18 protein-coding genes and 3 tRNA genes are annotated in these 22244 nt (G+C 62.4%); 15 read left to right on the top strand and 6 right to left on the bottom strand.

What is annotated here, in order from left to right; translation table 11 throughout:
• Positions 1-269: 269 nt before the first annotated feature.
• Entirely contained in the window at positions 270-1340 is a 1071-nt protein-coding gene (locus tag VXL81_RS17900; protein ID WP_340545032.1) for an Mrp/NBP35 family ATP-binding protein, read from the bottom strand.
• Between the two features lie 328 nt (positions 1341-1668).
• Between VXL81_RS17900 and VXL81_RS17895 the strand changes: the two genes are divergently transcribed.
• Positions 1669-1887: a DUF1127 domain-containing protein gene (locus VXL81_RS17895; RefSeq protein ID WP_340545031.1), complete on the top strand. Its 219-nt coding sequence runs from the start codon at positions 1669-1671 to the stop codon at positions 1885-1887.
• A 334-nt stretch (positions 1888-2221) separates the two neighbouring features.
• On the opposite strand, the gene VXL81_RS17890 is transcribed toward VXL81_RS17895, so the two are convergent.
• A complete protein-coding gene (locus tag VXL81_RS17890) occupies positions 2222-4582 on the bottom strand; it encodes an ATP-dependent helicase (protein WP_416555477.1) in 2361 nt (786 codons plus the stop codon).
• A 230-nt stretch (positions 4583-4812) separates the two neighbouring features.
• Here VXL81_RS17890 and VXL81_RS17885 point away from each other — a divergent pair, with 230 nt between their 5' ends.
• From VXL81_RS17885 to VXL81_RS17875, 3 genes are all read left to right on the top strand, one after another.
• Positions 4813-6609: a diguanylate cyclase gene (locus tag VXL81_RS17885; protein WP_416555475.1), complete on the top strand. Its 1797-nt coding sequence runs from the start codon at positions 4813-4815 to the stop codon at positions 6607-6609.
• A 582-nt stretch (positions 6610-7191) separates the two neighbouring features.
• Entirely contained in the window at positions 7192-8397 is a 1206-nt protein-coding gene (locus tag VXL81_RS17880; RefSeq protein WP_416555473.1) for an alpha-hydroxy acid oxidase, read from the top strand.
• Between the two features lie 126 nt (positions 8398-8523).
• Positions 8524-11964: a pyruvate carboxylase gene (locus VXL81_RS17875; RefSeq protein ID WP_416545346.1), complete on the top strand. Its 3441-nt coding sequence runs from the start codon at positions 8524-8526 to the stop codon at positions 11962-11964.
• A gap of 115 nt (positions 11965-12079) precedes the next feature.
• On the opposite strand, the gene VXL81_RS17870 is transcribed toward VXL81_RS17875, so the two are convergent.
• Positions 12080-12286, bottom strand: a complete 207-nt coding sequence (locus tag VXL81_RS17870) for a hypothetical protein (protein ID WP_340545026.1) — start codon at positions 12284-12286, stop codon at positions 12080-12082.
• A gap of 234 nt (positions 12287-12520) precedes the next feature.
• Between VXL81_RS17870 and VXL81_RS17865 the strand changes: the two genes are divergently transcribed.
• From VXL81_RS17865 to VXL81_RS17840, 6 genes are all read left to right on the top strand, one after another.
• A tRNA-Gly gene (locus VXL81_RS17865) sits at positions 12521-12595 on the top strand.
• Between the two features lie 158 nt (positions 12596-12753).
• A complete protein-coding gene (locus tag VXL81_RS17860) occupies positions 12754-13728 on the top strand; it encodes a DNA cytosine methyltransferase (protein ID WP_416540446.1) in 975 nt (324 codons plus the stop codon).
• A 102-nt stretch (positions 13729-13830) separates the two neighbouring features.
• On the top strand, positions 13831-14742 hold the full coding sequence (locus VXL81_RS17855) for a NaeI family type II restriction endonuclease (RefSeq protein WP_416545344.1): 912 nt from the start codon (positions 13831-13833) through the stop codon (positions 14740-14742).
• 67 nt (positions 14743-14809) lie between these two features.
• Positions 14810-14884, top strand: a tRNA-Gly gene (locus VXL81_RS17850).
• Positions 14885-15127: 243 nt separating this feature from the next.
• A tRNA-Gly gene (locus tag VXL81_RS17845) sits at positions 15128-15202 on the top strand.
• Between the two features lie 201 nt (positions 15203-15403).
• Entirely contained in the window at positions 15404-16756 is a 1353-nt protein-coding gene (locus VXL81_RS17840; protein WP_416555471.1) for an aminotransferase, read from the top strand.
• Positions 16757-17264: 508 nt separating this feature from the next.
• Here VXL81_RS17840 and VXL81_RS17835 read toward each other — a convergent pair.
• Positions 17265-17504 (bottom strand): Lrp/AsnC family transcriptional regulator, encoded by a 240-nt coding sequence (locus tag VXL81_RS17835; protein WP_340545022.1) that lies wholly within the window; start codon positions 17502-17504, stop codon positions 17265-17267.
• 203 nt (positions 17505-17707) lie between these two features.
• Here VXL81_RS17835 and hisB point away from each other — a divergent pair, with 203 nt between their 5' ends.
• Positions 17708-18295, top strand: a complete 588-nt coding sequence (hisB, locus tag VXL81_RS17830) for an imidazoleglycerol-phosphate dehydratase HisB (RefSeq protein WP_340545021.1) — start codon at positions 17708-17710, stop codon at positions 18293-18295.
• The gene (hisH, locus tag VXL81_RS17825; protein WP_340545020.1) at positions 18296-18934 is read left to right on the top strand and encodes an imidazole glycerol phosphate synthase subunit HisH; all 639 of its coding nucleotides are present in this window, start codon (positions 18296-18298) and stop codon (positions 18932-18934) included.
• Between the two features lie 94 nt (positions 18935-19028).
• On the opposite strand, the gene VXL81_RS17820 is transcribed toward hisH, so the two are convergent.
• The gene (locus VXL81_RS17820; protein WP_416536741.1) at positions 19029-19760 is read right to left on the bottom strand and encodes an AraC family transcriptional regulator; all 732 of its coding nucleotides are present in this window, start codon (positions 19758-19760) and stop codon (positions 19029-19031) included.
• A gap of 102 nt (positions 19761-19862) precedes the next feature.
• On the opposite strand from VXL81_RS17820, the gene VXL81_RS17815 reads away from it, so the two are divergent.
• A complete protein-coding gene (locus VXL81_RS17815; RefSeq protein WP_416555469.1) occupies positions 19863-20399 on the top strand; it encodes a peroxiredoxin-like family protein in 537 nt (178 codons plus the stop codon).
• A gap of 171 nt (positions 20400-20570) precedes the next feature.
• Positions 20571-20822, top strand: a complete 252-nt coding sequence (locus tag VXL81_RS17810) for a WGR domain-containing protein (RefSeq protein WP_416555467.1) — start codon at positions 20571-20573, stop codon at positions 20820-20822.
• Positions 20823-20894: 72 nt separating this feature from the next.
• Here VXL81_RS17810 and VXL81_RS17805 read toward each other — a convergent pair whose 3' ends face one another.
• On the bottom strand, positions 20895-21281 hold the full coding sequence (locus tag VXL81_RS17805) for a DUF2147 domain-containing protein (protein ID WP_340545016.1): 387 nt from the start codon (positions 21279-21281) through the stop codon (positions 20895-20897).
• A gap of 193 nt (positions 21282-21474) precedes the next feature.
• Here VXL81_RS17805 and hisA point away from each other — a divergent pair, with 193 nt between their 5' ends.
• On the top strand, positions 21475-22197 hold the full coding sequence (gene hisA / locus VXL81_RS17800) for a 1-(5-phosphoribosyl)-5-[(5-phosphoribosylamino)methylideneamino]imidazole-4-carboxamide isomerase (protein ID WP_340545015.1): 723 nt from the start codon (positions 21475-21477) through the stop codon (positions 22195-22197).
• Positions 22198-22244: the final 47 nt, after the last annotated feature.

Raw genomic sequence — 22244 nt, 5'->3', positions numbered from 1 at the left:
GAAAAAGTGCCATGATTTCCCAGAAATTTTGAGAGCGAGTCTGGAGAGTCAGAATGTTCACATTCCGTTCACGGGTGCGTGTGGCAGTTGGACCGGGGCAAATCCCGTGATCCGGGCGATATCGCCTGAAAATCACGCCAGAACAGCACAGTGATTCGGGAAAGCGGGCCAAAATGTCTCAACGCCGCCCATAATTTCCCACACGGCCCATCAATTCCCACGCGGCCCATGATTTCCCAGCAGCGCCGGGAGCGTTTCAGCTTCGCGATCTAGGCCATGCCGCCGCGGATCAGACCTTCGGCCATTTTTGCATAGGCCTCGGCCATCAGACCGTCACCGGCAGCGATGGGAGTGCCATTGTCACCGGCCAGCCGGGTCTCAAGATCAATCGGCAGCGCCCCGAGCAAGGGCACCCCGATGCGCTCAGCCTCGGCAGCAACCCCTCCGTGACCAAAGATGTGATGTTCGCCGCCACAATCCGGGCAGGCAAAGAAGGACATATTTTCGATCAGGCCCAGCACCGGCGTTTTCAGGGTGTTGAACATGTCAATCGCCTTGCGCGCATCCAGCAGCGCCACATCCTGCGGGGTGGAGACCACGATGGCGCCGGACAGCTCGGCCTTGGTGCACAAGGTCAGCTGCACATCGCCGGTGCCGGGCGGCAGATCGACGATCAGCACGTCAAGCTCCCCCCAGTTCACCTGCCCCAGCATCTGCTGAAGCGCGCCCATCAGCATCGGGCCGCGCCAGACCACCGCCTTGGCCTCGTCAACCATGAAGCCGATCGACATCAGCGTGACGCCATGGGCGTGCAGCGGTTCGATGATCTTGCCGTCAGGGCTGGCGGGGCGGCCGCTCGCCCCCATCATGCGTGGCTGGCTGGGCCCATATATGTCAGCGTCGAGCAGGCCCACCTTGCGCCCCTGCCGGGTGAGCGCCACGGCGAGATTGGCGCTGACGGTGGATTTGCCCACGCCGCCCTTGCCCGATCCCACGGCGAGAATGCGTTTCACCCCGCTGGGTTTCAGCGGCCCCTGCTGCGGCTTGGGGTGGCCGCCCAGTTTCAGGGTCGGCGCGGGCCGCGCGGCGGCATCGGAGTGGGCGGTCAGCGCCGCGGAGACGCTCTCCACCCCCGGCAGCGCCAGAACGGTTGCCTCGGCAGCGCGGCGCAGCGGCTCCATTTGGGCGGCGATCTGCGGGCTGGGCGCCTCGATCACGAAGCTGACGCGGCCTCCCTCCACCATAAGCGCGCGCAGCATGTCGCGCGAGACCAGCGTTCCGCCATCGGGCAGTTGCAGCCGCGCAAGGGCGTCGCGAATCTCATCCTGGGTGGGGGTCATGGCCTGTCTCCTGTTGGTTACCCGCCATATAAGACCTGCGGCCGACAAGCCCAAGACCGCATCGGACCCTGCACAGGCTCCCGGTCGGCCCCAATCTGCGCGCGGCCTGTAGCCTGCCCGTTTGCCGCCTGCCGCGAATTTAGGCATCAGCACACCGATTGGCGCATACCTCGGCAAGATCAACCCGGTTTCCGCAAGGAAACCCATGCATTTGCTGCATAGCAGAAATGCCTCTTTCAGGGATTGTGCGTGTGCAGCATTATCATATTTATGAGGCCAAGAGAGGCCGGGAACGGCCAGACATTCATAGACGTTAAGGACAACACCGATGGCCGCTGTTGACAATATCACAACCCGCAAAGGCGCTCTGGCCTTCAGCCCGCGCGCCATGTTCGACGAGCTGAAAGGCAAGATTGCACGCTACCGCCTGTATCGCCAGACCATGGATGAGCTGTCGACGCTCTCCGGTCGCGAGCTGGCTGACCTGGGGCTGAGCCGCTCCATGCTGCGCAGCGTCGCCTATGAGGCCGCATACGGCACGAAATAAAGAGATCAGGCTCTCTTCTCCTCCTCCCTTGGGAGCCTGCTATCGCGGTGACATCCTCCTCCTCCCTGATGTCACCGCACCCTATACCGGCGTCATAGCCGGACCCTGATACACCATGCCTCCTCCTCCCTGATGGTATGGTGTTGTACAGAACGGCGGTGCCCTCCTCCTCCCTGGCACCGCCGTTTTTTTGTGCCTGATTGCCTGATCGGCAGCGCCTCCCATTGATGACAGGACGCAAAAAGGCGCCGGCAAACTGCCGACGCCCGAGCTGGTGCCCGCCTGCCGATGGCGGGGATCTATCGGTGCTGGATCAGACCCGCAGTCGGCGCGGTCAGAACGGCACGTCCTCTGCTGCGGTGACGAAACGGGCGACAACCTTTTTCGTGCCGGCCTTCTCGAATGCGACTTCCAGCTTGTCTCCCTCGATCGCGGTGATCGCGCCATAGCCGAATTTCTGGTGGAACACCCGTTCACCGGCAGTGAAGGCGGAGGTGGCGGTGAGGTCGATGACGCTGGACTTGCTTTCCTTGGGCTGGGACAGCCCACGCTCTCCGGCGCGGGACTGCATGCGTTTCCAGCCCGGCGAGTTGTACCCATCGGCAGAGGCCATGCGATCCTCAATCGTGGAGCGCACGCCCCCGAAACCGCCCGGAGCCGCCGCGCCGTAGCCGCCGCCGTAGAGACCGGGCGGGGTCAGCACCTCGACATGTTCTTCGGGCAGCTCATCAATGAAACGGGAGGGCAGCTGCGATTGCCACTGACCAAAGACACGGCGGTTGCCGGCAAAGGAGATCGTGCAGATGTCCTCGGCCCGCGTGATACCGACATAGGCCAGACGGCGTTCTTCCTCGAGGCCCTTCAGGCCGCTTTCGTCCATCGAGCGCTGCGAGGGAAAGAGACCATCCTCCCAGCCCGGCAGGAAGACGGCAGGAAATTCCAGCCCCTTGGCGGCGTGCAGCGTCATGATGGAGACCTTCTGCGCCGCATCCTGTTTGTCATTGTCCATGATCAGGCTGACATGTTCGAGGAAGCCCTGCAGGTTTTCAAACGCCTCCAGCGCCTTGACCAGTTCCTTGAGGTTTTCCAGACGGCCCGGCGAATCCGGGTTCTTGTCGGTCTGCCACATGGTGGTGTAGCCGCTCTCGTCGAGGATGGTTTCGGCCAGCTCCATATGGGTCATGTCGGCGTCGCCCGCCAGACGTCCCCAGCGGGAAAGATCGGTGACCAGCTGGCGCAGGGCATTGCCGCCCTTGCCCTTGATCTGGCCGCTCTCCACCGCAAGCCGCGCGCCCTCGACCAATGAGACGCCATTGCTGCGCGCCATGGTCTGGATGGTCTGCTGCGCCTTGTCGCCAAGACCACGTTTGGGGGTATTGACGATCCGCTCAAACGCCAGATCGTCCTCCGGGCTGACCACCAGCCGGAAATAGGCCATGGCATCGCGAATTTCGAGCCGCTCGTAGAAGCGCGGCCCGCCGATGACCCGGTACGGCAGACCAATGGTCAGAAAGCGGTCTTCAAAGGCGCGCATCTGATGCGAGGCCCGCACCAGAATCGCCATATTGTTGAGGTCGATGGGGGCAAGGCCACGGGTGCCGCGCTGCATCGCCTCGATCTCCTCGCCGATCCAGCGGGCCTCCTCCTCGCCGTCCCAATGGCCGATCAGACGCACCTTTTCGCCGCCGCGTGCCTCGGTCCAGAGTTCCTTGCCCAGACGTCCGCTGTTGCCCCGGATCACCCCGGAGGCGGCGCTGAGAATATGTTCGGTCGAGCGGTAGTTCTGTTCCAGCCGGACCACATTGGCGCCGGGAAAATCCTTTTCAAACCGCAGGATATTGCCCACCTCGGCCCCGCGCCAACCATAGATCGACTGATCATCGTCACCAACGCAGCAGATGTTCTTATGCGCGCCCGCGAGAAGCCGCAGCCAGAGATACTGGGCCACGTTGGTATCCTGATATTCGTCCACCATGATAAAGCGGAACCAGCGCTGGTATTGTTCCAGCACATCCGGGTTGTCCTGAAAGATGGTGACCATATGCAGCAGAAGATCGCCGAAATCGACCGCATTCAGATCCTTCAGCCGCACCTGATACTGCGCATAGAGGTCCACGCCACGGTGATTATAGGCGCTGGCATCCGCGACCGGCACCCGGGAAGGCGTCAGCGCGCGGTTTTTCCAATCGTCGATCACCCCCGCCAGCGTCCGCGCAGGCCAGCGTTTGTCATCTATGCCTTCGGCCTTGATCAGCTGTTTCAGCAGCCGGATCTGATCGTCGGTGTCCAGAATGGTGAAATTGGATTTCAGCCCGACCAGTTCGGCGTGACGGCGCAGCAGTTTCACGCAGATCGAGTGGAAGGTGCCAAGCCAAGGCATCCCCTCAACCGCCTGTCCCAGCATTCCGGCGACGCGCTCCTTCATCTCGCGCGCGGCCTTGTTGGTGAAGGTCACGGCAAGGATCTCGTTTGGTTTGGCCGTGCCGGTGGTCAGCAGATGGACAATCCGCGCAGTCAGCGCCTTGGTCTTGCCGGTGCCGGCCCCTGCCAGCATCAGCACGGGCCCTTCCAGACATTCGACGGCGGCGCGCTGTGCGGGGTTCAGCCCGTCAAGATAGGGCATCGGCCGCGCCGCCATGGCCCGCGCGGACAGCGAAATCCCCTCATAGGGGTCGATATCGTCAAAACTGCTCATGGGCAGGACATTAACGTGATTCAATCCCGGCGGAAAGAGGGCGTTCACAGTCTGTTCCGCAGGCATCCGCAACAGATCAACCGGGCAAATCCCGAAAATCTTCAGTAGTTTAAACCCCGACACCCCGGAATTTAGGTTAACGATTAACACAATTGAAAACTCAACCGACCAGCATGGACCAGCGGCCATAGCGCCGTGAGGGCACTCTCAATCGGACGGCAGACGGCACCATGAAACCTGATCTCAAAACCAGCGTCGCGGAGAGAACCCGCAGCATGTCACTCCTTTTCGTGCTGGTTGTGGCCGCGGCCGCCTCGGTCTGGGCCGTTTTTGCGGTGCCAACCCCCATCGTCGATCACATGCTGGAAGCCGACATCCGCAAACAGGCGGAACTCTGGCAGCGGCGGATCGTCCTGCATATGGCAAAACCGGAGGAGTCGTTCGAGGAGGGCATCATCCAGCCGCATGACGCCCATATGCTGGCGCTGTTCACCGAGGAAACCGATGTCTACCGCTATCGCCTGCTGACCAGCTCGGGCGAAATTTTCTGGTCCTCGCGCAGCGATGAAATCGGCGAGTTTGAGGCAAATGTCTTTTTCACCACCAAGGTCGCCAAAGGTGAGGTCTACTATATGCACGATGCCTTGCCCGCCTATGACGTCGACGGGCTGACCCTGGCAACCGGCAACTACAACAGCGAGGTCACGCGGGAGATCGCACAGGTATACATGCCCCTTATTCATAACGGGCATTTCGACGGTGCGATTGATTTCTATACCGATATCACCGAGCTGCGGAATATCTTCATCAACCGGGTGCGACTGTCGCTGATCGTGCTGACATCCATAGCGCTGCTGGCAATGACAATTGCAGTTTATGTCGTGTTCAAATCGAACCGATTCCGCATGAATCAGCTGCGCCAGCGCAACGAGACCGAGCGCGAGATCCTGGACGAGCAGCTGCGGCTTGCCCGTGAAGTGCAGCTGCTGGGCGAGCTGAACGAATGGCTGCAATCCAGCCGTTCGCTCGACGAGCTGTTCGACATGGTGGCCCGTTTCATGACCCATATCCTGCCGACGGCTGAGGGCAGCGTCTATGTCTACTCCAACTCGCGCGATGTGCTCGACGGCTGTGCCAGCTGGAATGGCGGCAGTCACAAGGACCATATCCACCCGGAAGAATGCTGGGGTCTGCGTCGCGGCCGCAGCTATGAATTCGGCTCCTCCGAGATTGATTTTGTCTGCGAACATGCCGAGCCGCATGACGGCCGCGCCTATTACTGCTTCCCGATTCTGGCCCATGGCGAGACCGTCGGCCTGATGCATCTGCGCGCGCTGAGCGACGCCACCGAAGAGTTCCGCAGCAGCAAGAAACTGGCCCAGATGTGCGCCGAACAGATCTCCATGGCGATCGCCAATGTGCGGATGCGCGACCAGCTGCATGATCAGTCGGTGCGTGATCCGCTGACCGGTCTGTTCAACCGCCGCCACATGACGGAGACCCTGCGCAAGAGCATCTCCAGCAGCCAGAAGAGCGGCACACCGCTGAGCCTGATTGCGGTGGATGTGGATCACTTCAAGAAGTTCAATGACAATCACGGCCATGATGCCGGTGACATGGTCCTGCGGGCGGTCGGTTCGGTGCTGGAACAGGCCTGTGACGGCGATGAAGTGGCCTGCCGTCCGGGCGGAGAGGAATTCACGCTGATCCTTCCCGGGGTCAGCCAGCAGGATGTGATGACCAAGGCCGAGCTGCTGCGCCAGGCCGTGGAGGCGATTGTCGTCCGCTACGGCGAGAAGGCGCTGCCGGGGATTTCGATCTCGCTTGGCGTGGCCCATTACCCGCGCCACGGCACGATGCCACAGGACCTGCTGCGCGCCTCCGACGAAGCGCTCTACGATGCAAAAGCGAAAGGCCGCAACCAGGTCTGTGTCGCCTCCGCCGCAGAGCAGGCGCCACGCAACCCTGCCGCGCAGACAGGTCCCTCAAGGCCGTCGGATTCGGGCAGCTCGATCGCTGCGGAGTAGGCCGGAGACCCCTGCCCCCGCAGCAGAAACCGGGCCGACGGGCATTGACCAAAGCCCCGTCACAGCGACCAAACGATGCACCCGGCGCCAGCGCCCCAGTTGCGGCGGCTGGATTGACGGCGTGACCGGGCAACTGGGCGCTTGGGCAGACCGCCTTCGACATGGGCTTCGCGCTCGCTGCGCGATCCTTCGGATCGGTCATTGACCAGCCAGCAGGATGACACGCCCCGACGCCGACTGTTGGCCCATCGGGCGCGCAATAGCCCCCTTTTGCAATTGGCGGACACATCGCGCGCCCGATGGGCCTGGCTCTGGGCCTGTGCGGCCCCACGACCCGGCGTGATCCCCGCAGGGCCGCAACAAGACGCCGATCAGAAGGCTCGCAAGCGATAGAGGCCCGCACAATGCACCGGGGTGGTAACGGATGGCAGCGACCCGCGAGCGAGGCACCAAAAGGGCGCGCAGCAGGTGGCACATACGGACGACAACAGCGCCGGAGCTGGAACGGGTGCGGTCCAAATAGTTACAAAAATGTTTCAATGCTGCACTCCACACTAGACTTTTGCTGCAAGGCAGCGACAAATGCGCAGCATGGATCTGCACCAGCGTTACCCCGCTCTCAGTGACCTTCGCCAGCGCGCCCGGCGGCGCCTGCCCCGTTTCGTTTGGGAATATCTGGACAGTGGCACCGGGCGAGAGGCGACCACCGCCCGCAACCGCAAAGCGCTGGATTGTATCGGCTTTGCCCCGTCGATTCTGCATGGGCCGCAACAGCCCTCGCTCAGCTCCGAGTTTCTGGGCGTGTCGCGCCCGCTGCCGTTTGGCATTGCGCCAGTTGGCATGTCGGGGCTGATCTGGCCCGACGCGGAACGCCAGCTGGCCCGCTGCGCCGCGGCGCAGGGCCTGCCCTACTGCCTGTCGACCGTGGCAAGCCAGTCCCCCGAAGATCTGGCCGATGACCTCGGGGCGGCGCCGTGGTTCCAGCTTTACCCGCCGAAGGATCCCGCCATCCGCCGCGATATGCTGCAGCGCGCCAAATCCGCAGGCTTTGCCGGTCTGGTGCTGACAGTTGATGTGCCCGTGGCCTCGCGCCGGGAACGGCAGACGCGCTCCGGGTTGACGCAGCCCCCCCGGCTGACGCCCCGGTTGCTGGCACAGGTGGCGATGCGACCGGCCTGGGCCCTGGGCATGGCGCGCCGGGGGATGCCGCATATGCGGACGCTGGATAAATATGTGACCGGCCAGAGCGACAGCCTGTCGTCGACGGCCCATGTCGGCTACCTGCTGCGCACCTCGCCCGATTGGGACTATGTGAAATGGCTGCGCGACCATTGGGAGGGGCCGCTGATCATCAAGGGGGTGATGCGCGCCGAGGATGCCGCACCGCTGGAGGCGCTTGGCGTCGATGCGCTGTGGGTATCGAACCATGCCGGGCGCCAGTTCGATGCGGCCCGCGCCACCATCGAGGCCCTGCCGGATATCCGTGCGGCCACCACCCTGCCGCTGATTTTCGACAGCGGTATCGAAGGTGGTCTGGATATCCTGCGCGCCCTGGCCTTGGGGGCGGACTACGTCATGTTAGGCCGCGCGTTCCACTTTGCCCTGGCAGCGCTTGGCCCGCAGGGGCCGGACCATCTGATCGATCTTTTGCGCCTGGATCTGCTGGCAAACATGGGCCAGCTGGGGGCGGAGGACCTGACGATGCTGCCGCAACCGCTCCCACTTCAGCCGATTGCGCCGCCATTTGCGACATTTAGGACCGATACGGACCTAAAATCTCCGCCGTAATCGTATTTTTTGCCGGATTCTGGCCTCAGGTCAGCGCTATCACGCTGTCCATACCCAGAACTACGTCTATACCGGACCCTAATTTGCGCTTATCACTCCGCCAAACTGCACGACCCCGAGGAAGCCATGACTGACTTCAAGAAAATCCTGATCGCCAACCGCGGCGAAATCGCCATCCGCGTCATGCGGGCAGCCAATGAGATGGGCAAGAAGACGGTTGCCGTCTATGCCGAAGAGGACAAGCTGGGCCTGCACCGGTTCAAGGCGGATGAAGCCTATCGGATCGGCGAAGGTCTGGGACCGGTGGCCGCCTATCTGTCGATTGACGAGATCATCCGCGTGGCCAAGGAAAGTGGCGCCGATGCGATCCACCCCGGCTACGGCCTGCTGTCGGAGAACCCGGATTTCGTGGATGCCTGCGCCCGCAACGGCATCACCTTTATCGGTCCGAAGGCGGAAACCATGCGCGCGCTCGGCGACAAGGCCAGTGCCCGTCGCGTCGCAATCGAGGCCGGCGTGCCGGTGATCCCCGCCACCGAAGTGCTGGGCGATGACATGGATGCGATCCGCGCCGAAGCGGCTGAGGTCGGCTATCCCCTGATGCTGAAAGCCTCCTGGGGCGGCGGCGGTCGCGGTATGCGCCCGATCCACAGCGAATCCGAACTTGAGGAAAAGGTGCTGGAAGGCCGCCGCGAAGCGGAAGCGGCCTTTGGCAATGGCGAGGGCTATCTGGAAAAGATGATCACCCGCGCCCGCCACGTCGAGGTACAGATCCTGGGCGACAAACATGGGCAAATCTACCACCTTTATGAGCGGGATTGCTCGGTGCAGCGCCGCAACCAGAAAGTGGTCGAGCGTGCGCCCGCCCCCTATCTGACCGAGGAACAGCGCGCCGAAATTTGCGATCTGGGCCGCAAGATCTGCCAGCATGTGAACTATGAATGCGCAGGCACCGTCGAATTCCTGATGGATATGAACGACGGCAAATTCTACTTCATCGAGGTAAACCCGCGGGTGCAGGTGGAGCATACGGTGACCGAGGAAGTCACCGGCATCGACATCGTGCAGGCGCAGATCCTGATCGCCGAGGGCAAGACCATTGCCGAGGCCACCGGCAAGGCATCGCAGGACGAGATCCAGCTCAATGGTCATGCGCTACAGACCCGGGTGACTACCGAGGATCCGCTCAACAACTTCATCCCGGATTACGGTCGAATCACCGCCTACCGCTCGGCCACGGGCATGGGCATCCGTCTGGATGGCGGCACCGCCTATGCGGGCGGCGTGATCACCCGTTACTATGATTCGCTGCTGACCAAGGTGACGGCCAAGGCCCCCACCCCGGAAAAGGCGATTGCCCGCATGGACCGCGCGCTGCGTGAATTCCGGGTGCGCGGTGTCAGCACCAATATCGCCTTTGTCGAGAACCTGCTGAAACACCCGACCTTCCTGTCGAATGAATACACCACCAAATTCATCGACGAGACGCCGGAGCTGTTCCAATTCGCCAAGCGCCGCGACCGCGGCACCAAGGTGCTGACCTATATCGCTGATATCTCGGTGAACGGGCATCCCGAAACCGAAGGTCGCCCGGCGCCTCATCCCGATCTGAAAGAGCCGCGCGCGCCCAAGGCCGATGCCGCGACGCAGCCCTATGGCACCCGCAACCTGCTGGAGCAAAAGGGCGCGCAGGCCGTGGCCGACTGGATGAAGGCGCAGCGTCAGCTGCTGCTGACTGATACCACCATGCGCGACGGCCACCAGTCGCTGCTGGCCACCCGGATGCGCAGCCATGACATGATCAAGGTGGCCCCGGCCTATGCCCAGAACCTGAGCCAGCTGTTCTCGGTCGAGTGCTGGGGCGGTGCGACATTCGACGTGGCCTATCGCTTCCTTCAGGAATGCCCCTGGCAGCGCCTGCGCGACCTGCGCGAGCGGATGCCGAACCTGATGACCCAGATGCTGCTGCGCGCCTCCAATGGTGTCGGCTATACCAACTATCCCGACAATGTGGTGCAGAGCTTTGTGAAACAGGCGGCCACCGGCGTTGATGTATTCCGCGTCTTTGACAGCCTGAACTGGGTCGAGAACATGCGCGTCGCCATGGATGCGGTCGTTGAAAGCGGCAAGATCTGCGAAGGCACCATCTGCTATACCGGCGATATCCTTGATCCGAACCGCGCCAAATACGACCTGAAGTATTATGTCGGCATGGCCAAGGAGCTGGAAGCGGCAGGCGCGCATATTCTGGGCCTGAAGGACATGGCGGGCCTGCTGAAGCCGGCCGCTGCCCGCCAGCTGGTCAAGGCGCTGAAAGAAGAGGTCGGCCTGCCGGTCCATTTCCACACCCATGACACCTCGGGTGTGGCTGGTGCCACCATCCTGGCGGCAGCGGATGCCGGCGTCGATGCGGTGGACGCGGCTATGGACGCCTTCAGTGGCGGCACCTCGCAGCCCTGCCTCGGCTCCATCGTCGAAGCGTTGCGCAACACCGACCGCGACACCGGGCTGGACATCGCCAAGATCCGCGAAATCTCGGACTATTGGGAACAGGTGCGGATGCAATATGCCGCCTTTGAATCCGGGTTGCAGGCGCCCGCCTCGGAGGTCTATCTGCACGAGATGCCCGGCGGCCAGTTCACCAACCTGAAGGCACAGGCGCGCAGCCTGGGGCTGGAGGATCGCTGGCATGAGGTCGCCCAGACCTATGCCGATGTGAACCAGATGTTCGGCGATATCGTGAAGGTGACGCCCTCGTCCAAAGTGGTTGGCGACATGGCACTGATGATGGTCAGCCAGGGTCTGAGCCGTGACGACGTCGAGGATCCTAAGAGTGATGTGGCCTTCCCGGACTCGGTTGTCGACATGATGCGCGGCAACCTCGGCCAGCCTCCGGGTGGCTTCCCTGAGGGGATCGTATCCAAGGTGCTGAAAGGCGACGCGCCCAATCTGGATCGCCCCGGCGCCCATCTGGACCCGGTCGATCTGGAAGCGACCCGTGCGGAGCTGTCGCGGGAGCTGGAAGGCAAGGCCGTCGATGACGAGGATCTGAACGGCTACCTGATGTATCCCAAGGTGTTCCTCGACTACATGGGCCGCCATCGCCAATATGGTCCGGTCCGTAGCCTGCCCACCCGCACCTTCTTTTACGGGATGGAACCGGGCGAGGAGATCACCGCAGAAATCGACCCCGGCAAGACGCTGGAAATCCGCCTGCAGGCCATCGGCGATACCGATGACAAGGGCGAGGTCAAAGTCTTTTTCGAACTGAACGGCCAGCCCCGCGTCATCCGCGTGCCGAACCGTCTGGTCAAGGCGACGACGCAGGCCCGGCCCAAGGCCGAGCAGGGCAATGCCAACCATGTCGGAGCGCCGATGCCCGGTGTCGTGGCCACCGTTGCCGTGCAGGTTGGCCAGCCGGTGCATGAGGGCGACCTGCTGCTGACCATCGAGGCGATGAAGATGGAAACCGGCATCCATGCCGAGCGCGATGCGGTGGTGAAGGCCCTGCATGTGCAGGCAGGCGGGCAGATCGACGCCAAGGATCTGCTGATCGAGCTGGAGTGATCACAGCCCGCGCCTGTCACCGATGACAGGCACTGCGACTATCATATGAAGGCGTCCCCGCATTCCGGGGGCGCCTTTTTCTGTGAGGTGGCGCGGTCTGCCAGATGCGCGGTGGTCAGATCAGCGCCTGTGTCTCGATCTGTGGTGGCAACATCACCGGGGCCTCGGCGGTATGAAGACCCGCAGCCTGCCCATCCGTGGTGAGTTTGGCGCCGATCGCCAGACCAATGGCGACGGTCAGGCCAAGGATGCGCAATGTGTCCAGCCTGTCGTCCAAGGATTTACCCATCCGGTCGCGCAGCGGTTTGCTAAGCAGTGTCATCTCGGGGCTCCCTTTCGGTTTCGCAGATATCTCCGCGGGTTGGCCCGGCTCGTTGGCTCGCAAACCTCAGGTCGTCTTGGCCAGGCTCATGTCATCATCATAAGGGTAAAACGCCGCACGTGGCGGCTTCCGTCGCTCAAAACACCGTGACGGTCATTTTTTTGCCGACGGCTTTGCGTTTTTCCCTTGCAGCCCTGCCTGTGAATGACTAAATCCGCTTCACCGAATGGCAGCGCGGGCGTAGCTCAGGGGTAGAGCATAACCTTGCCAAGGTTAGGGTCGGGCGTTCGAATCGCCTCGCCCGCTCCATTTGGACACATGAAAAGGCCACCGCTTGCAGACGCAACGGTGGCCTTTCGCGTTTGTGAAATACGACATAGCCTCTGGCTTGCGCGGAATCACTTCAGCGCCTAAGAACAGAGCGCGAACAGCTGCAACGGCAGCATGAGAACAGGTGATACGGCAGCATGCTCACATCGGTAGAACTCTGCGCTGGTGCAGGCGGCCAGGCACTGGGGCTTGAGAAAGCCGGCTTTGACCACACCGCGCTGGTCGAAATCGACAAACATTGCTGCGCCACTCTGCGCCACAACCGGCCCCAGTGGAATGTGCTGGAAGAGGATGTGCGCGCCTTCAAGGCGGATGCCGACGCCTATCGCGGCATTGACCTGCTGGCCGGCGGGCTGCCCTGCCCACCATTTTCGGTGGCCGGCAAACAGCTGGGCGAGAAGGACGAGCGCAACCTCTTTGACGATGCCATCGAAATCGTCGCCGCCACCCGCCCCCGCGCGGTGATGATCGAGAATGTGCGCGGCTTTCTGGATGCAGTATTCCATGACTACCGCGAGAAGCTGAAGAAACAGCTGGCCAAACTGGGCTATGAGACCGACTGGCGCCTGCTGAATGCTTCCGACTTCGGCGTGCCGCAGCTGCGCCCGCGGGTGGCCATCGTCGCCCTGCGCAAGGAATTCTCCGGCCAGTTCAACTGGCCCGAGCCGCTGCCGCATAATCCCCGCACCGTGGGCGAGACCCTGCTTGACCTGATGAAGGAACGCGGCTGGCGCGGGGCCGAGGATTGGGCCGCCAGGGCCGATGAGATTGCGCCAACGATTGTGGGCGGCTCCAAGAAACATGGCGGGCCGGACCTCGGCCCCACCCGGGCGCGGCGCGCCTGGGCCGCCTTGGGCGTCGAGGGGCGCACCATCGCCTATGAGGCGCCGGATCCCTTTCACAACGACATGCCGCGCCTCACCGTGCGGATGGTGGCGCGCATTCAGGGCTTCCCCGACAGCTGGCATTTCACCGGGGCCAAGACCAACGCCTATCGCCAGGTCGGCAATGCCTTTCCGCCGCCGGTGGCCGAAGCCGTGGCCCGGCAGATCCGTCAGGCCATCGCACGCCCCAGCCTGAAGGTGGTGACCAGCCCTGCCACCGGGCGTTGATCGGGCCGTCGTGATGGCGCTGCGCGATGTGGGGCCACATCCTGCCCTGTCACCTTTCCCAAAATACTCAAGCCACGGCTGCAACCGGGAACAGGCTCTGCGATGAAACAGAAACTGCCGCCCAGCCGGATCCATCCCGGCCATGCCGATCACCTGCTGCTCAGCGCGCTGGCACAGGATATCACCAGCCGCGCAGGCGGCCCGATGGAGCTGGCGGCCGGCTTTCCGCTGATGCTGCGCACGTGCATCGACGATGTGATCCTGACCGCCAAGACCGGGCGGCGCGCCTATGAGGATCTGGAAAAAACCGAGAAGACCTATATCGGCACCCGCGTCGAGATTGAGCTGCGGGCGCTGCTGCGCCTGCCAAAGGGGCGGCTGGATACCGTGATCCTCGGCCATGATGTGGATATCAAACACACCATGGGCAGCAATTGGATGATCCCGACCGAAGCCGTCGACCAGCCCTGTATCCTGGTGGCGGCGGATGAGCCGCGGGCGCGCTGTTACCTCGGGCTGATCGTCGCACGGCAGGCCTATCTGACCGCCGGTCAGAACAAGGACGCCAAACGCTCGATCTCGGCCGAGGGGTTTGGCAATATTCTCTGGCTGCTCTGCGATCAGCCCTATCCGGCCAATTTCTGGCGCCTGCTGCCGGAGCGGGTGGTGGCGCGTATCTTTGCCGGGGAGAGTGGCAATGCCCGGATGGCGACGCTGTTCCGGGAGGTGCAGCGTCAGCCGATTCCCCGTGACGTCGTCGAGGCGGTGGCCGCGCAGAAGGATTTCATGCGGCGGATCCGCTCGGATGGCGGCCATGGCACGCGGGACCTTCTGGGGCGGGAGGGCATCGTTATCCTCGAGGGGCGCAAGGATGCGCAGCTGATCCGCGCACTTGACCTGCCCCATTGCGGCGGCTCGGAGTTCATATCGGCGCAGCTCTCCAACCTGATGCAGGCGCGGCTGGCCGCCAGCGCCGGTCACACGATCCGCGAAGATTTTTTCGATCCGAGGTGAAAACCCGCTGTTTTTCGGTTGCAGCCCTGCGCGCAATTGCCTATTCACCGCCTCACCGGATGGCAGCGCGGGCGTAGCTCAGGGGTAGAGCATAACCTTGCCAAGGTTAGGGTCGGGCGTTCGAATCGCCTCGCCCGCTCCATCGGGATCACAAAGGCCGCTCTTTTGAGCGGCTTTTTGTTTTTCTAACAAAAACACAGGGTTACCCGGCTATCTGCGGTGTCTTTACGGCGATGACGATTGCGGCGGTCTGGATCTGCGCACGGGGCTGACGTGCAGGGCTGACGTGCGGGTGGGCGTCCGATTAATTTCTTCACGCAGCTGTCATTTTTCCTCTTGCAGGTGCTGCGGCAATTTCCTAAACACCGCCTCACCAAATGGCAGCGCGGGCGTAGCTCAGGGGTAGAGCATAACCTTGCCAAGGTTAGGGTCGGGCGTTCGAATCGCCTCGCCCGCTCCATTTGGACTGCAAAGGCCGCTCTTTACGAGCGGCCTTTTGCGTTTCCGCACCCGGATCAGCGCCACGATGCGCTTGCGCGAACATTTGATCAAATTCCTTTGACGCGACTCTCAAAACCCGCCAATGCTGTGCCAAAGGGGCCAGAGCCCCATCGCCTATGCGCCGCAGGTCTGGCGCTTCAGCTCAGGAGGACAACAGCCCATGGCCCCGGTCATCTATCCCACCACCAATTTCACCGCCACCGAACAGCTCTGCCTTGAGCGCGGCGAGGGCATCTTTGTGTTCGACAGCGAGGGCAACAATTATATCGAAGGGCTGGCCGGGCTCTGGTGTACATCGCTGGGCTACAGCAATACCGAAGTGATGGATGCGATCACCGAGCAGCTGCATAAGCTGCCATTTTCGCACACCTTTGGCGGCAAGACCCATCAGCCGATCCAGGATCTGGCGAAGAAGCTGGCCGCGATGGTGCCGGTGGAGAACGCCTATATCTTCTTTGGCAACTCAGGCTCCGACGCCAATGACACCCATTACAAGATGCTGCGCTATTACTTCAACGCAATCGGCAAGCCGGGGAAGCGCAAGATCATCACCCGCGAGCGCGGCTATCACGGGGTCACGGTTGCAGCCGGCTCGCTGACCTCCCTGCCCGCGAATCTTGCGCATTTTGATGCCCCGCTGGAGGCGCTGTCGATCCTGCGCGCCGACTCGCCGCATTATTACACCGCCCGCAAGGGCAATGAGACCGAGGCGCAGTTTGTCGAGCGCATCCTTCAGAACCTCGAAGACCAGATCCTGGCGGAAGATCCCGACACGATTGCGGCGATGATCGTGGAGCCGATCACCGGCGCCTCTGGTGTGATCGTGCCGCCGGAGGGCTACTATGAGGGGCTACAGGCGCTGCTGCGCAAATATGGCATTCTGGTCTGGGCCGATGAGGTGATCTGTGGCTTTGGGCGCACCGGCGCCGATTTCGGCTGCACCACCATGGGCATCAAGCCGGATCTGATGACCTTTGCCAAGCAATTGTCCTCGGCCTATTTCCCGATCTCGGCCTCGGTCATTCCGGGCTGGATGTATGAGGCGATGGTGGATCAGACCAATCAGGTCGGCGTGTTTGGGCATGGCTATACCTACTCCGGGCACCCGGTCGCCTGTGCCGCCGCGCTGAAGACGCTCGAAATCTACGAGCGCGACAATCTGTTCGACCACGCCGCCGAGGTTGGCAGCTACATGCAGGCGCAGCTGCGCGAGATCTTCACCGATCACCCGCTGGTCGGCGAAGTGCGCGGCAAGGGGCTGATCGCGGCGCTGGAACTGGTGTCGAACAAGACCACCGGCGCAAGCTTTGACAGGGGTCTTGCCGGGGCCACCGCGCAAAGGCTGTGTCAGGACAATGGTCTAATCCTGCGGGCCGTGGCCGGGAATGCGGTCGCGCTCTGCCCGCCGCTGATCATCACGAAGGATGAGGTGGACGACATGCTGGCACGCCTGAAAACCGCGATCGACGCCAGTTTCGAAGAGCTGAAAGCAGCCGGTCACCTGGCGCATTGAGGCCGCAGACGCCCCAGTGTGCAACGACGGACCGACAAGAGCAGCGCCCCGGCTGAGGCGCTGCTTGTTTATCGCCCCCAAGACCTCCGCCTCGCCAGACAACAGGCTGATAGCGACACCCGCGAGATCTGTGCGATATCCGATAATGTCACAATCTTGCGGTTTTTCCCCGTGAAAGGATCACAAATTACTGCGAGGTTTGTCTTATCCCAAGGGTGTTCCAAACCTTGCATTTCAGCACCAGCGCATTTCGCGATCCCGCATGGCCCTGTGGTCGGATGGTTTCGGGGGGAACCTGATGGTCCGGGACCTGTGGGATACGGAGACCAATGGGTCCGGGGACCACTGTATCCGGTAGGTCGGGGGAACCGGGGCATGGGACGTGAGGCGGCACGGACCGCGTCACTCCCTGCCGCCGGACAGTCTGGCTGAAACTCTGCGTGAAGTTCTGCCTGACAGGCTGCGGGCCGCAGAGCTTCCTGTCTGAGCCTTTGAGCCGGATCCCAGGTCAGAACACCTTGAACGTCATCGTTGTCAGCGAGCGTTCGATTCCCTCGATATCGAGCAGCTGATCGTTGATGTATTTGCCAACATCCTGATCGCTGGGAATGTAGAGTTTCATCAGGAGATCATAATCGCCACTGGTGGAATACAGCTCGGAGTGGATTTCACGCAGGGCAATCTCTTCGGCCACTTTGTAGGTGGTGCCGGGTTTGCAGCGGATCTGGATAAAGACGCAGGTGGACATGATGGCCCTCAACTGTTTGGGAATGCGTGGTTTGCGCGCCAAGCTGGCATGCGGGCGCAGCAGAGGCAATCCCCGGCGACGGGCATGAGAGGCTGGCCGCAGACAATTGGCGCAACAGTTTTGCGCCAATTGACGCGGCAGGCTTGAGCGCGGCCCCGCCCTGCCCCTATAAGCAGCGGCAGGATATCAAGGACATGCCGACCATGCGTACCGCTCAGATCACCCGCAAGACCGCCGAAACCGAGATCAGTGTCGAGATCAACCTCGATGGCACTGGTGCCTATGACAATCAGACCGGCGTCGGTTTCTTTGATCACATGCTGGACCAGCTGTCGCGCCACTCGCTGATTGACATGACCATCCGCGCCAAGGGTGACTATCACATCGACGACCACCACACGGTGGAGGACACCGGCATTGCACTGGGTCAGGCGCTGGTTGCCGCACTTGGCGACAAGAAAGGCATCAACCGTTATGGCGAATGCCACCTGCCGATGGATGACGCCCAGGTGCGCTGTGCGCTGGATCTGTCGGCACGCCCCTTCCTGATCTGGAACGTTGAGCTGCCAACCCAGAAGATCGGCAGCTTTGATACCGAGCTGGTGCGCGAGTTCTTTCAAGCCTTGAGCACCCATGGAGGCATCACCCTGCACATCGACCAGCTGCACGGGTTCAACAGCCACCATATTGCCGAGGCCGCGTTCAAGGCGGTGGCGCGCGCGCTGCGCACCGCCGTTGAGACCGACCCGCGCAAGGCGGATGCGATCCCGTCCACCAAAGGCGCTCTGTAAATGCTGACCGCGATCATCGACTATGAATCGGGCAATCTCCACTCCGCCGAAAAAGCCTTTCAGCGCATGGCGCGGGAGGTGAATGGTGGCGAGGTGATCGTGACCTCTGACGCGGATGTGGTGGCGCGGGCCGATCGGCTGGTGCTGCCCGGCGACGGCGCCTTTCCGGCCTGCGCAGAAGAACTGCGCGGCCATCGCGGCATCTATGAAGCGATGGTGGAGGCGGTCGAGCAGAACGGCCGCCCCTTCCTCGGCATCTGCGTCGGCATGCAGCTGATGGCCACCACCGGTCATGAGTATCGCGAGACGCCCGGCCTTGGCTGGGTTGAGGGCGATGTGGTCAAGATCACCCCCAGCGACCACAGTCTGAAAGTGCCGCATATGGGCTGGAACAATCTGGTGATCGACCATGACCACGCGATTTTTGATGGTATTTCCTCAGGCGATCACTGCTATTTCGTGCATTCTTATCATTTCCGCGTCACCGATCCGGCGGAACGGCTGGCGCATGTGGACTATGGCGGCGATGTCACGGCCGTCATCGGGCGCGACACCATGGTGGGGATGCAGTTTCACCCGGAGAAAAGCCAGGATATCGGCCTGCGGATGATCGGGAATTTTCTGACCTGGCGACCGTGACACAGCGGTTGGCCCGCAGCATATGAAAAGCCGCCTGCTGCACAGGCGGCTTTTGTTTTTGAGTATTTATGGAAAGATGACAGGCGGGGCGCGATCAGGCCGCTGCCCTGCGCAGCGAGAGCGGCGCCGCACCATAGGCCTTGCGAAAGGCACGGCTGAAGCCTTCGGGGCTGGCATAGGCATAGCGGCGGGCCACGGCCTCCACCCGGTCGCCGCGCGTGAGATCCTGATGCGCCAGAATCAACCGCCAGCGGCGCAGGTACCCCATCGGGGTTTCGCCGACAGCGGCCCCGAACAGCTCGGCAAAGCGGGACAGCGACAGGCCGGCGACCTCGGCCAGATCGGCATTGCTCCAAAGGCGGCCGGGGTGATCGTGCATCGCCACAATCGCCCGGCTGAGACGCGGGTCGGACAGCCCTGCCAGCAGCCCTGGCTCCGTAGCACCCTCGCGGATCTGATGCCGCAGCAGCCGCACCATCAGCACCTCCCCCAGCCGGTTGATCACCGATTGCGCCCCGCAGCGCTGCGCATCAGCCTCGTCCCGCATCAACCGCAGCAGATCCCGGGCCTCCGGCTTGTCGGCGATATCATAATCCACCAGCCCGGGCAGTGCGGCGATGAGCGGATTGCGGCGCCCTGACCAATCCACCCGTGCCGCCCACATCACCCTGTCGGGCGGTTGCGCCGGGGCATCATCACAACTGCTGTAGAGCAGCCGCACCGGCTCCCCCGACGCATCCGCCAGAGCGATAAGATTGGCCTCTCCCGGTGCGGCAGCGCGAACGGAGAGCTGGAAACGCTCCATCAATGTGGTCAGGCGGTCCATGGTATCGGTGTTTCCGTCAGGTTTTTCGGATTTATCTGACACTATGCTGCGTCATACTTCGAGACAAGCCCCCAGAGCTGACTTCGAACAAGGAGCGACAACATGTTGATGCCACGCCAAACCACGCCCGATCTGACCCTGCCAACGCTGGACCATGGACCGTTTGACCTGTCGCGGGAAGACAGCCAGCGCGGCACCGTGATCTGCTTTTATCGCGGACTGCACTGCCCGATCTGTGCCAACTACCTCAAGGAACTGGAAAAACGGGTGGCCGATTTCGCCAGCCGTGGCGTGAACTGCATTGCGGTCAGTGCGGACGGCGAAGAGCGCACCCGCGCTATGGCCGAGAAGATCGAGGCGAAGAACCTACGGTTTGGCTATGATCTGCCCCTGAATGTCGCCCGCCAATGGGGTCTGTACCTGTCGACCTCACGCGGGAAGACATCAATCGGGATCGAGGAGCCGGCGCTGTTCTCCGAACCGGGCCTGTTCATGGTGACCCCTGAGCAGACGCTCTACTATGGGTCAGTGCAGACCATGCCCTTTGTCCGGCCGCATTTTTCGGAACTGGTATCGGCGCTGGATTTCGCCATCGCCAACGACTATCCGGCGCGCGGCGAATACGACGGCGACGTCTGACGCGGGCTGCGCCAGGTCGCGGCGCCTGTCGGCCACGGCGTGCTGTGGCCGGATCGCCACCTGCCTCAGGTCGACAGGCAGAAATCCGGGCAAGAATGGATGGACAGCGGTGCCGCACAAGGGCATACACCGCAGACCCAGATATCCCAGTCGCTTGCAGGTCACCGTCCGGTGCAGATCCGTCTTGAAAAATTCGACCACCAGGAAGGCCAGCACCGCTATTGCGTGCTGCATCTGAGCCGAACCCTGTTTGGCGAATGGTGTGTCGAGCAGACCAGCGGGCCCTTGGGTGAGGCCGGAGGGCAGCAGCGGCGCAGCTACTATGCCTCGCAGGAGATCGCGCTGGACGCAGCGGCGCAGCAGCGCGACCGTCAGATCAAACGCGGCTTTGTCCCGATTCCGGTTCAGCTGGGGCTGTTCTAGACCGGCACAAAAAAGGCGGCGCAGACATACCGTCCACGCCGCCCGTCCGATCACTCACAGCACTCCGGCTGTTTACTTCACGCGGCTCCAGGTCTGTTTGGAGCAGATCAGCCCGCCCGCGACACAGCCCCGCAGAGCCAGCGATGTGCCCGACAGGTTCATCTTGCCGATGTAGATCTTGTTGTTCGACGGCCGCCAGACCTTGCCCGCATAAGACCCGTCGCCATTGGCCACCATATCGATCACCAATGTCTTGCCGATATTGGGGGATTTATACTCTCCCTCGGCATTGAAGGTCCGGCTGATCTTGCCGCAGACCGCCGCGCCGCAGGGCGCCATGGTGACATGCGCATAAGAGCCGTCATCCGTCTGCGTCTTCCAGGTGCCCAGCACCGGATCCGCCGCCGCCATGCCCGCCAGCCCCAGTGCAAATGTCACGCCAAGTGCCAGTTTCTTCATGTGTCATCCTCCCTTTTGCAGCCAGTCTGGCCGCCAACAGGCAATTCAGGCAAGCTTGACCTCGGGTCGCGTTGCAATCACGGGCCGCCTTGTGCAAAAGAGGCGTCAGAGCAGGCCCGCCCCCGATCACCGGCGACCGGAGGCAGCGGCCCCGGCTCAGACAGTTCTGGCAGTACCGATAAGGGCACGCGATATGATCCTCTACCCCGCAATTGATCTCAAGGACGGGCAAGCCGTTCGCCTGCTGCATGGCGATATGGACAAGACAACGGTCTTCAACGACGATCCGGCCGCACAGGCGCTGGAGTTTGTCGCCGCAGGCTGCGAATGGCTGCATCTGGTCGATCTCAACGGTGCCTTTGCAGGCGAGCCGGTCAATGCGGCCCCGGTCGAGGACATTCTGAAACGGTGCCAGGTGCCCGCACAGCTGGGCGGCGGTATTCGCGATATGGCGACCATCGAACGCTGGATCGACAAGGGGCTGGCGCGGGTGATCCTTGGCACCGTGGCGGTGGAAAATCCCGATCTGGTCCGCGAGGCGGCACGTGCATTCCCGGGCAAGGTTGCCGTCGGCATTGACGCGCGCAATGGCCGCGTTGCGACCAAAGGCTGGGCCGAGGAAACCGATGTGATGGTTACGGATCTGGCAAAATCCTTCGAAGACGCAGGTGTTGCCGCGATCATCTACACCGATATTCTGCGCGACGGCGCCATGAAGGGGCCGAATATCGAGGCAACGGCAGATCTGGCCAATGCCGTCAGCATCCCGGTGATCGCCTCGGGCGGCGTGTCCTCGCTCGACGATTTGCAGGCCCTGAAATCCTGCGGCGCGCCGCTCAATGGCGCGATTTCCGGCCGCGCCCTCTACGATGGGGCCATCGACCTCGCGCAGGCGCTGAAGATCCTGAAGGGCTGAGACCTGGTCTTCTTCTGGCCGAAAATATCCCGGGGGTGAATGGGCCA

Source organism: Phaeobacter sp. JH204B (assembly GCF_048055755.1).
Classification (GTDB): domain Bacteria; phylum Pseudomonadota; class Alphaproteobacteria; order Rhodobacterales; family Rhodobacteraceae; genus Phaeobacter; species Phaeobacter bryozoorum.
This window is presented reverse-complemented; position numbering and strand designations above follow the sequence as displayed.

Coding starts and splice junctions, on each gene's coding strand:
- VXL81_RS17900 (WP_340545032.1), bottom strand. CDS start 1,340: ATGACCCCCACCCAGGATGAGATTCGCGACGCCCTTGCGCGGCTGCAA.
- VXL81_RS17895 (WP_340545031.1), top strand. CDS start 1,669: ATGGCCGCTGTTGACAATATCACAACCCGCAAAGGCGCTCTGGCCTTC.
- VXL81_RS17890 (WP_416555477.1), bottom strand. CDS start 4,582: ATGAGCAGTTTTGACGATATCGACCCCTATGAGGGGATTTCGCTGTCC.
- VXL81_RS17885 (WP_416555475.1), top strand. CDS start 4,813: ATGAAACCTGATCTCAAAACCAGCGTCGCGGAGAGAACCCGCAGCATG.
- VXL81_RS17880 (WP_416555473.1), top strand. CDS start 7,192: ATGCGCAGCATGGATCTGCACCAGCGTTACCCCGCTCTCAGTGACCTT.
- VXL81_RS17875 (WP_416545346.1), top strand. CDS start 8,524: ATGACTGACTTCAAGAAAATCCTGATCGCCAACCGCGGCGAAATCGCC.
- VXL81_RS17870 (WP_340545026.1), bottom strand. CDS start 12,286: ATGACACTGCTTAGCAAACCGCTGCGCGACCGGATGGGTAAATCCTTG.
- VXL81_RS17860 (WP_416540446.1), top strand. CDS start 12,754: ATGCTCACATCGGTAGAACTCTGCGCTGGTGCAGGCGGCCAGGCACTG.
- VXL81_RS17855 (WP_416545344.1), top strand. CDS start 13,831: ATGAAACAGAAACTGCCGCCCAGCCGGATCCATCCCGGCCATGCCGAT.
- VXL81_RS17840 (WP_416555471.1), top strand. CDS start 15,404: ATGGCCCCGGTCATCTATCCCACCACCAATTTCACCGCCACCGAACAG.
- VXL81_RS17835 (WP_340545022.1), bottom strand. CDS start 17,504: ATGTCCACCTGCGTCTTTATCCAGATCCGCTGCAAACCCGGCACCACC.
- hisB (WP_340545021.1), top strand. CDS start 17,708: ATGCGTACCGCTCAGATCACCCGCAAGACCGCCGAAACCGAGATCAGT.
- hisH (WP_340545020.1), top strand. CDS start 18,296: ATGCTGACCGCGATCATCGACTATGAATCGGGCAATCTCCACTCCGCC.
- VXL81_RS17820 (WP_416536741.1), bottom strand. CDS start 19,760: ATGGACCGCCTGACCACATTGATGGAGCGTTTCCAGCTCTCCGTTCGC.
- VXL81_RS17815 (WP_416555469.1), top strand. CDS start 19,863: ATGTTGATGCCACGCCAAACCACGCCCGATCTGACCCTGCCAACGCTG.
- VXL81_RS17805 (WP_340545016.1), bottom strand. CDS start 21,281: ATGAAGAAACTGGCACTTGGCGTGACATTTGCACTGGGGCTGGCGGGC.
- hisA (WP_340545015.1), top strand. CDS start 21,475: ATGATCCTCTACCCCGCAATTGATCTCAAGGACGGGCAAGCCGTTCGC.